The sequence below is a fragment of the Pseudoalteromonas sp. 2CM36K genome, from assembly GCF_023161865.1.
In the GTDB taxonomy this organism is placed as follows: Bacteria; Pseudomonadota; Gammaproteobacteria; order Enterobacterales; family Alteromonadaceae; genus Pseudoalteromonas; species Pseudoalteromonas tetraodonis.
The window spans coordinates 62,353-72,349 of sequence record NZ_JALNTK010000024.1 but is presented as its reverse complement, the minus strand read 5'-3'; the positions used below and the strand labels follow the sequence as shown (position 1 = coordinate 72,349).

The window sequence follows — 9,997 nt, the reverse complement described above, 5'->3', positions numbered from 1 at the left end:
TGGTCGAATTAAAACCGTACTCCAATTATTGGGTGGGAGTCCATACATCTTTAACCTTTAACCTTTAACCTTTAACCTTTAACCTTTAACCTTTAACCTTTAACCTTTAACCTTTAACCTTTATTATTTCTGACACACCTCACAAAAAACGGTGCTGCGTTGACCTAGGCGAATTTCGGTTAGTTCGGTATCGCAATTTACACAGGGCAGGCCTTTTCGGCCATACACTAATAGCTGCTGCGCAAAGTAGCCAGGCTTACCGTCACTTTGGGCAAAGTCTTTTAACGTTGTGCCGCCTTGGGTAATTGCAGCGGCTAAGGTGTCTTTTATAATTGGGATTAACGCTTGGTAGCGCTTAAGACTTACCTTACCGGCTTCTTTTCGCGGATCGATACCTGCTTTAAATAATGATTCGTTAGCATAAATATTACCAACCCCCACCACCACGGCGTTATTCATAATAAACTGTTTAACAGGCACTTTTTTATTGCGAGATTGCTCATAAACACGTTTAGCAAAAAAGTCATCAGTGAGTGGCTCGGGGCCTAATTTAGCTAGTAGCTTGTGCTCTTCATTGGGTGCTTGCCATAAACAACAACCAAAGCGGCGCGGGTCATTCAAACGCAGTGCTTTGTCGTTCGCTAAAATAAACTCAACATGGTCGTGTTTTTTAAGTGGCTCGGTTTTATTTACAACGCGCAAGTTCCCCGACATACCCAAATGCAATATAGCCGAGCCTAGCTCGCACTCTAATAATAAATATTTTGCACGGCGTTCAATACTGCTAACCATTAACCCCTCAAGTTGATACACCTCATCGGGTACAGGCCAGCGCATACTGGCATTATGAATGTTTACCTTAGTCACAACTTGGTTTAGCACATGGGGGGTAATGCCCATGCGGCTAACTTCTACTTCTGGTAATTCAGGCATTTATAAAACTCACTTATGAAAAGGTAAAACTAGGAAATAATTGCTTAGCAGTGCTTAAATCAAGCAACATTAGTCGCTGACTGGTTTTATCGAGAAGATAATACTGACCATTTGCTTCATATAATAAGTACACCCAAGGTAGGGGCTCACCCGCGAGTTCAAACGTTGCTGCCGATAGTGGCTTATTCATATCAAGCGCATCAGGTGTGGTGGTCATCAGCGCGGTATTTTGCCATAAATAAACAAGCTCACTAAGTTGCAGCTCTGAGCCTTGCCAACTAAGCGGTACATTTTTTTGCAAAGCAGTAGTACGCCAACTAGTGCCAATACGCTCAATTTTTTGGTCGCTAAATTTAAGTGTTAATACAAAACTTTGCACAGGAAGTAGTGGCTGCAATTGCGCCTGTGTTTCATCATTCCCTATGTTTTTATGCAGTCCATTTAAAAAGAAGATCATAATCAACATCGAAAAAATAATAACATTGTTCCAACCTTTGCGGCCGAGTTGCATGTGGGTCTTCCAATTAATAATATCGATTTAAAGTGTAACCAAAACTTAATTACACTGTCTATATGTTAAAACCCAAAGACTTTGCTAGAATATCGGCAAATTTTAAGGAGTTTAGTCATGTCAATGTATGTAGTGGGCCATAAAATCCCAGATTCAGATTCAATATGTGGTGCAATTGCACTGGCGTATTTAAAAAACCAAATTGATGAGCCAGCAATCCCAACTCGCCTAGGCGAAGTGTCACCTGAAACACAATTTATTTTAGATAAATTCGGTTTTGAAGCACCTGAGCTAAAACTTAGCTACGCTGGCGAAGACGTTTATATTGTAGACCACACAGAAAAAACCCAAGCACCTGACGATATTGATCAGGCTCGCGTTGTTGGCGTAGTTGATCACCATAAACTAGGTGATTTAACCTCATCAACTCCGCTTGAGTGTTGGATCCGCCCTGTTGGTTGCTCAAACACCATTATTAAAATGATGTATGACTTCTACAACGTTGAGATCCCTAAAGATATTGCTGGCATTATGCTTTGCGCTATTTTAAGCGACACGGTTATTTTTAAGTCACCAACCTGTACTACTGCCGATATTAAATGTGTTGAAGCACTAGCAGAAATTGCAGGCATTGAAGACTTCAAAGAACTAGGCATGGACATGTTCCGCGTTAAATCAGCCGTTGAAGATACGCCAGTACGTGACTTAGTAATGCGTGACTTTAAAGACTTTAACATGAACGGTAACCTTGTTGGTATTGGTCAGTTAGAAGTTATTGACCTTGCGGTATTTGACGAGATTAAAGCCGACCTTGAAGCCGACATCGCGAAGCTTAAAGAAGAAGGCGGTCGTCATTCAGTATTTTTACTACTAACCGACATTATGAAAGAAGGCTCACAAATGCTGATTGCATCAGACGATGCCAGCCTTGTTGAGCAAGCCTATGGTGAAAAGCCAGAAGACGGTAAAGTATGGCTAGACGGCGTATTGAGCCGCAAAAAGCAAGTAGTACCACCACTACAAGACGCTTTTAAGGGCTAGGTTCGAGGTTCGAGGTTCGAGGTTCGAGGTTCGAGGTTCGAGGTTCGAGGTTCGAGGTTCGAGGTTCGAGGTTCGAGAAATTTAAAAACCTTGCGGTTAATATCGCAAGGTTTTTTTATACCTGTAGCAGCGGGTTTACCCCGCGTCAGGTATTAGGCTCAAGGTGCTAGGCTCTCAGTCCGCAGCTCTTGGCCCGTCCGTTACGGTATAAAGCCCCACCTACATTAAAATACCTGCTATATTTACTTATAAAATAAAGGCGTTAGGCTCTAAGTGCTAGGCTCGGGCTTCAAGCCGTAACCCGCAGCCCGCAGCCAAAACATAAGGACATAAAATGCAAATACTTCACCATGGAGCAGTCAATGGCGTAACAGGCTCATGCCACCAGCTGATAATAAACGATCAAAGCTCTTTTCTAATTGACTGCGGGCTGTTTCAAGGAGAAGACTCAGTTGATGATCTTAATATTGAATTTAATATAGACAAAGTTCGCGCGCTTATTGTTACCCATTGCCATATTGATCATGTTGGCCGGATTCCCTATTTATTAATGGCTGGCTTCAAAGGTCCTATATTTACCTCTATTGCATCAGCAAGTTTACTGCCGTTAGTCATTGAAGATGCATTAAAAGTGGGCGTCACACGCGATCAAAAAATAATAGACACCTGCTTAAGGCTACTTAAACAGCAAGTTGTCGAAATCGATTTTAAAACCTGGTTTGATCTTCCTTGTAAAGGTGAACACATAGCCAAAGCCCGACTTCAACGAGCAGGGCACATTTTAGGCTCCGCTTATGTAGAAATAGATATAAGCACGCCTCCCCACAAAGCGAGCAATATTCATAGAGTGGTTTTTTCAGGTGATTTAGGCGCGCCCTATACGCCTTTACTACCCGCCCCTAAAGCCCCCTATAAAGCAGATACTTTAGTTATTGAGTCAACCTATGGAGATAAAAACCATCAAGGGAGAAAACAACGTACGCAAACCTTAAAAGCCGTGATTGAGCGCGCAGTTGCCGACAATGGCGTAGTACTTGTACCTGCCTTTAGTATTGGCCGTACACAAGAGCTGTTATACGAACTTGAACAGCTAATTCATGCCTCTACAAAAAATTCACCTTGGCGCACAATACAAGTAATACTCGACTCCCCCATGGCGGCTAACTTTACTCAACAGTACCGAAAATTTAAATATTTATGGGATGAAGAGGCAAAACAAAAAGTAGCCAAAGGCCGCCACCCACTCGACTTTGAAAACCTCACTACAATAAATACCCATAGTGAGCACTTAGCGTTAATAAATTACTTAGCCACCCGTCAAACACCTGCCATTATTCTAGCTGCAAGCGGTATGTGCACCGGCGGGCGAATAGTTAACTACCTAGAACGATTTTTAACCGACAAAACCACCGACGTACTCTTTGTAGGTTATCAAGGGCGCGGAACATTAGGACGCGATATACAAACCTACGGCCCAAAAAATGGCTATGTAGTTATTATTAATACCCGCATTAATATAAACGCCAAAATACACACCATAAGCGGCTACAGTGCTCATGCCGATCAAGCCGGTCTCATCAAATTTGTAACCGGTATGCGCAAAAAGCCCCGCCATATAAAAATAGTTCACGGCGATGATGACGCTAAAAATGCACTCGCAGCAAAATACAGGGAAGTGTTGGGTGATGAAGTGAAAGTTGAAATTGGGAAGGGATAGGTTCGAGGTTCGAGGTTCAAGGTTCAAGGTTCAAGGTTCAAGGTTCAAGGTTCAAGGTTCAAGGTTCAAGGTTCAAGGTTCAAGGTTCAAGGTTCAAGGTATTTAAAAACCTTAAGGTTAATATCGCAAGGTTTTTATATCCGTAGCAGCGGGTTCATCCCGCGTCGTTATTAGGTTTTAGGTTCATGGCCCGCTACTCGTAACCCGTTGCCCGTTGCCCGTTACCCGTTACCCGCTGCCGTGAACCCAAACACCGTGCTTGGCTTAATCTCTACCTAAAACCTAATACCTAGCACCTTTGTCTTTAACCAGACGCGGGATAAACCCGCTGCTACACCAATCAACCTTAACCCGCTTCTCGTCACCCGTCACCCGTTACCCGTTACCCGTTACCATTGTTGTGATTCAATATCTTTATTATCTACGCTCATTTCTATTTGTTTGTTAAGTAAGTTAATTAATAAAATACTGCGCATATCGCCATTGGGCTCTTTGTAAATTGCTTGAATACCTTTAAAAGAATCGTTATTAACGCTCACTACATCACCCGCTTTTGGCATCGTTGACTCAACAGTTTGTGAACATTCACTTTGTAATTGTTCAATTAAACTTATGGGTACCACTTGATAACTCGCACCATAAGACACAAACCCACCAATACCGCGGGTATTTTTTACAGCAGAAAAGTTACCACTTTTTAATTCAAGGCGAACAAATAAGTAATTAGGAAACAAAGCTAACTGCTTAACAGTGCGACGACCTTTAATGAGCTTTTCTGTTGTTAATTTGGGGTAAAATGCCTCAATCCCTTGGTTGGTTAAATTAGCTTTTGCCCTTTCCTCTTGTCGTGGCTTACACATAACTAAATACCAATTTTCCATACTATATCCTGTAACCTTAGCTTAACGAGCAATCGTCAGCATTTATCTAACCGAACACACTATTGTAAACTACTCACAGACTTGATGCGAGGTAGATAGTTAGGTTCGAGAAATTTAAAAACCTTGCGGTTAACATCCGCATCGCAAGGTTTTTTATGCCTGTAGCAGCGGGTTTACCCCGCGTCAGTATTAGGGTTTAGGGTTTAGGCGCGTAACTCGTTGCTCGTAACGTATCGGAGTTTTTCAAGGGGAAACACAGGAGAAAAGTGTGACTTTTTATTGAATGTTAGATTTCTTCAATAAAACAAATAGAAAAGTGATCGCGGTAGGAATGAGCATTACAAACCAATGAACTGGTTTTACGGGTGAAGTCGATTGATAGGTATAGTGTGGTGTTTATGCGTAAAAGCCCCAATGTCACTTATGTAAAATATCAATGTTTGTACATGATGACCGTTTTTAATGACCTAACTCAATAAGGAATGGCGAATACGATAAATATTCATATTATGCAAGTGAAGCTTTATGAGGCAGGCGCGGCAAGCCATCGCTTGAGAGATTGAATAAACATGACCACCTAAATCGGCAACCATGCCGCCATTAAAATTCGGCCCCCTTTAACGTTAAATCTTCAAACACTAAAATGTCATTTTCATTGGTTATCTGTCGTGAAATTTTGTGCTCAAAATAGAGTTTTTACCTAAGGTTTTACCGCATAATTTATTGATGCATTGTTTTATTTTCTCCCAGCGATTTGCCCCTTTATTTCGTCAGTTAAACGTTTACAAAACACCTAATCAAGTGCATAAAAAAGACTTGGAACTTTCGCCCCAAGCCTTTCATTAAAACTGTCACCTATTTCAGAACGTGACAGAAATCGTTATATAACAGTGATAACCGTATTTAGATCATCGGTTAACTAATCTGCGGGTAAAAGCGAATACAATTAAAATTAAACTGAACCAGCCTAAGCTACCACTATCATTATCACTAGAGTCTTCAACGGGTTTTTCAACAACAGGTGCAGCCACTACATTAATGCTAAATTGTTCTGTTACGGGCTGTGAAATTTCACCATCGGTAACAGATACGACAATAGTTACCGTACCAATATGTGCATCACCAGGCGTACCTGAAAAAGTTCTAGTGTCTGCTTCAAAACTCAACCAGCTTGGCAACTCTGTGCCATCTTCTAATGTTGCAGAATAAGTCAGCTCATCGCCTTCATCAGCATCAGTAAAAGTTTGCGCATCAAAGGTAAAGCTATACGCAAGACCCGATTGTGCTTCCTGATCTGGAATTGCTATGTTGACTACGGGCGCCCTGTTCTTTTGAATAACAACAACTTGTGCACTCGCATTAACAGTTTCGTCATTAGCTAGCTCAACCACTACTGTTACCGTTTGCTCGGCAATATCGACAGGCCAAATTATCTGACCAGCTTGAGCAGCCAATTCAGTTGCAAGATTTAATTGACCACTAGCATGAACTAGTTTGACATTTAGCTCATCATTTTGGTCTAGTCCTGCAACATCCCAAGAAACTCTTAAGTTTTCACCATTAAAGACAACGTTTTCAGTGTTGATTAAAATACTTGGTACTATGTCAACGACGACATCAAACATTACTTGCTTACTATCGATTGTAATATCAAAAGATTGAGCTTCAACATTTTCGCCTGAAACGTCTAAACGATATAAACCTAAAGGCAAACCGTTAAAGGCAAATCGTCCGGCAAGATCGCTTAAAGTGGTGTTAACTAAATCAACCTGTATACCTTCAGCCGTGAATAGTGATAAATCTACATTAGCTACTGCATGGCTGTTAGCAGAAACAAATCCAATAAGGCTTGCTTGGTGTGTATTAATTACCACACTTTCAGCTGTGCTGATTTGATCATCGTCTGTTATGACAAAAACACTATAGTAGTAAATCGTATCTCTAGATGCCGAAGTATCATTACATTCGTTAGCAACTTCACCACAAATCTTCAGGCCATCATTTGGACTTACAGGGAAATCATCTGTGCTTCTTACAGTGATCACTTCAGCAATATTTGGCAAGTTAGGTAATGTCCATGTAAGTTGAACATCGCTACCGTTTGAGCTGGCTTGCAAATAGCTAATAGCCTGAACGGCCACAGCGGTTTCACCACTATATGTGGGCTCAACAATGGTATTGTCGATAACTGCGCGCACATCACTATTAACTTTAATAACAAAACGCTCATCGCTAGTTATTTCCTCGTAGTTTATGACTTCTAGTGTGCCACTTTCTGTTGTGCGTTTTACAAAGACTCTAGCGTTGGGGAATTGCTTATAACGTTCAATTTCTACTTCAAACTCACTTGCGCGAGACAAGTAAAGCTTTTCAGACATAAGTGAGCGACTTACATAGCTTACATCTTGTGCCATTTGCTCAGATAAAGGCATTAAACGAGCTGGTTCGTCAGTTTGCTTGTTTTTCACCGAAACAATACGAGCACCCTGCACGACGACTTGCGTATGAACTAAAGAGTTCATAGTAATAGCCGCTTTATTACTATTTCCTTTTACATTTTGCTCAGTAACACCTTCCTTACTGGCATTCAAATAAAATGCATTTTGTGCTTCTTGTGCAGTGCTATGAAGCTGTAACTCATCATTAGTAACACTAGCAAATCTGGTCATTGAACCACTGTTAACATAAGGGTTGTACGCCACAAAATCACCGTATTGGCTTTGCACTGTGCCTGTTTTTTTGAAGTCAACGACAAAATGCGGGATAGTGCTTAACGCATCGCCAGTAAATTCTAATTGGCTATAACTGCTTGGAAAGTTATTATCATGCGTTACAAGTACGGTAGTGTTGTTATATTTAATGAGTTGGGTTGCCACGATGGCATGACCACCTTTTACAGTGAAGTAGAACACCAGTGGGGATGCTTTATCATTAGTGAAGTGTTTAGCATAATAGCTACTTAGCTGCTCAACATTGCTAAAACGTGAGAAACTGGCACTACCGGCGCCACTATTTGCTCCGCTCCCCGAGTATGCGCCTTGGGTAACAAAGTAATAAGCAATTTGCGCCATACTTTGCACAATATCATTATTGTTCGTTGCAACATATTGACTCACGTCTTTAGGTAACGGTTTTGGTGTTTGCGTTTCACGGTATTGCCAATGGTCATTATAGAGTGCGGTAATTGTTTGCGCAGAGCTACCCTCAACAATTGAGCTACCCCAAGCTGATGCTTGTGCGCTGTTATTAAAGTTACTCGCCGCTGAAGTGGCTAATCCATAACACACTCCGCCGAAACTGCGATTTTCTCGAACACTTTTATCAATGCCGTCATATTTACCGACAATTTCATAGGCTTCATCTCTACGATGTTCAGGTAAAATAGGCGTGATACCATCAGCAACATTAAGTAAGGTACCATGCACTTCAAGTTGCTCGAGTGAACAGTTTCCTAACACCCAGCAAGCAATGCCTCCGTCAGCTAACATGGCATCACTCCAACCACCATTCTTAAAGGCATAACCATGTTGGTCAACATTAAATGAAGTACCATAAACACTCAAATTGTTTAAATCCTTTATAACTTCACACTGCTCAGCTAAACAAATAGACATGCTGGCATCTTTAAGTACATAAGGTGCATTATTCAGGGTGAAGTCTACTTTAAAAGCCTTCTTAGCAGCGTCAACTGAACATTCCCCTGGTAACTGCTGGTTACTATCTTGAACGATAAAGCTGTGCTGAGAACAAATATCCTCTAATGCACCACCACTTTTAGCAACTAGATCACGAAAATAAACAGTAAAGGTATTTGAAACCTTGGCGCCACGTTTTTGATAAACTTTATCGGTTTCAAACTCAAAATTAAAAAGAGATTGCGCTTGGTTGAACCAGACATTGTCAATAGCAAAACCGGCGCGCTCTTCTGTTTCTATTGCAATACGGAAGCTAGCAATGTTCTCACCACTAATTTCAAAACGCTCAATACCATAGATGGAATCAAAACGCTTACCTAGAAGCTCGCCATTTTCGTTATACCAAGAAATAGCCGTTGAGCTGAGGTCATCAAAATAACCTGCATCAAGGGCAAACGTATTTACTGTTAAGGTTCTACTTGGATCCGCCGGGTCGACAAAATGCCCCTCAATAGCACCATTAAATCTTGGATAGCCCGATAACACCGGAGTAGTTGGGTTAGCACTATCTGAAGTGATAAATGGTGTATCTCCAGAGAAAATAATTCCTTTATCAGCATACTGGTCTGTTATGTAAGTGTTTGTAGCAAACTCTGAAAAGGTAATTATACCTTCCTGTGCCTCTGCCTGAACTTGGTTTTGTTTACTGAATTGTTGTTTTTGAATAGTTGGTGAAGAAGAATAAAACTCTTCACTATAAGCTTGTTGATTGGTCTGTGCGTTGGCCGAAGTGACTAAAAGACTATAAGCTAAGCATGTTGACACGAAAGTAACTTTATTACATTCCATAAATATTCCCTTTTATCAATAATGAAACACCCCTAAATAAAAACATGCAGTTAACTTTTATTTAACATCTTGGATGCCTGATTAGGATATATCAGTATACTTTTTACAGCAAGCGTCGACAGAATATTTAGTTTTTGAGGTTGGCTTGAGCTTCGCATCTTATCGTGTGGGTATCTCTTACACTTAATTATTCGCTTTTTAATCGTGGCAAAAAATTCAGCAACCGCATTATCATGATAATGCGGTTGACGCCTGAAGCGACTAAGTGATTTTAATGATCAAAGCTTAATAAGAATAAGCGATCAAAGTTAATGCAATTGGGTGATCAAAGCTGGAGAGAATATGCAACTGTCAGATTTGATTGAGCTCTTGTTTGTTTAGCCCAACTGGTTAATTCGAGGTTCTAGGCTCGATGCCCATCCCCCGTCGC

General features: G+C 41.0%; 6 protein-coding genes. 2 read left to right on the top strand and 4 right to left on the bottom strand.

Annotated elements, in window-relative coordinates; genetic code table 11:
- Nucleotides 1-123 precede the first annotated feature (123 nt).
- Complete coding sequence (mutM, locus tag MTN97_RS14860; RefSeq protein ID WP_248474749.1) at nt 124-933, bottom strand: bifunctional DNA-formamidopyrimidine glycosylase/DNA-(apurinic or apyrimidinic site) lyase; 810 nt, start codon at nt 931-933, stop codon at nt 124-126.
- Nucleotides 934-946: 13 nt separating this feature from the next.
- On the bottom strand, nt 947-1,444 hold the full coding sequence (locus tag MTN97_RS14855) for a hypothetical protein (protein ID WP_248474748.1): 498 nt from the start codon (nt 1,442-1,444) through the stop codon (nt 947-949).
- Between the two features lie 117 nt (nt 1,445-1,561).
- Between MTN97_RS14855 and MTN97_RS14850 the strand changes: the two genes are divergently transcribed.
- Nucleotides 1,562-2,485, top strand: a complete 924-nt coding sequence (locus MTN97_RS14850) for a manganese-dependent inorganic pyrophosphatase (protein WP_055013427.1) — start codon at nt 1,562-1,564, stop codon at nt 2,483-2,485.
- A gap of 334 nt (nt 2,486-2,819) precedes the next feature.
- On the top strand, nt 2,820-4,202 hold the full coding sequence (locus MTN97_RS14845) for an MBL fold metallo-hydrolase RNA specificity domain-containing protein (protein WP_248474747.1): 1,383 nt from the start codon (nt 2,820-2,822) through the stop codon (nt 4,200-4,202).
- Nucleotides 4,203-4,591: 389 nt separating this feature from the next.
- Here MTN97_RS14845 and rfaH read toward each other — a convergent pair whose 3' ends face one another.
- Together rfaH and MTN97_RS14835 are read right to left on the bottom strand one after the other, a co-directional pair.
- Nucleotides 4,592-5,083, bottom strand: a complete 492-nt coding sequence (rfaH, locus tag MTN97_RS14840; RefSeq protein ID WP_036981287.1) for a transcription/translation regulatory transformer protein RfaH — start codon at nt 5,081-5,083, stop codon at nt 4,592-4,594.
- A gap of 908 nt (nt 5,084-5,991) precedes the next feature.
- Entirely contained in the window at nt 5,992-9,567 is a 3,576-nt protein-coding gene (locus MTN97_RS14835; RefSeq protein WP_248474746.1) for a putative Ig domain-containing protein, read from the bottom strand.
- Nucleotides 9,568-9,997 lie beyond the last annotated feature (430 nt).

Excerpts from the sequence above, each read along its gene's own strand:
- MTN97_RS14845 (WP_248474747.1), top strand. The coding sequence starts at position 2,820 with ATGCAAATACTTCACCATGGAGCAGTCAATGGCGTAACAGGCTCATGC.
- MTN97_RS14855 (WP_248474748.1), bottom strand. The coding sequence starts at position 1,444 with ATGCAACTCGGCCGCAAAGGTTGGAACAATGTTATTATTTTTTCGATG.
- rfaH (WP_036981287.1), bottom strand. The coding sequence starts at position 5,083 with ATGGAAAATTGGTATTTAGTTATGTGTAAGCCACGACAAGAGGAAAGG.
- MTN97_RS14850 (WP_055013427.1), top strand. The coding sequence starts at position 1,562 with ATGTCAATGTATGTAGTGGGCCATAAAATCCCAGATTCAGATTCAATA.
- mutM (WP_248474749.1), bottom strand. The coding sequence starts at position 933 with ATGCCTGAATTACCAGAAGTAGAAGTTAGCCGCATGGGCATTACCCCC.
- MTN97_RS14835 (WP_248474746.1), bottom strand. The coding sequence starts at position 9,567 with ATGGAATGTAATAAAGTTACTTTCGTGTCAACATGCTTAGCTTATAGT.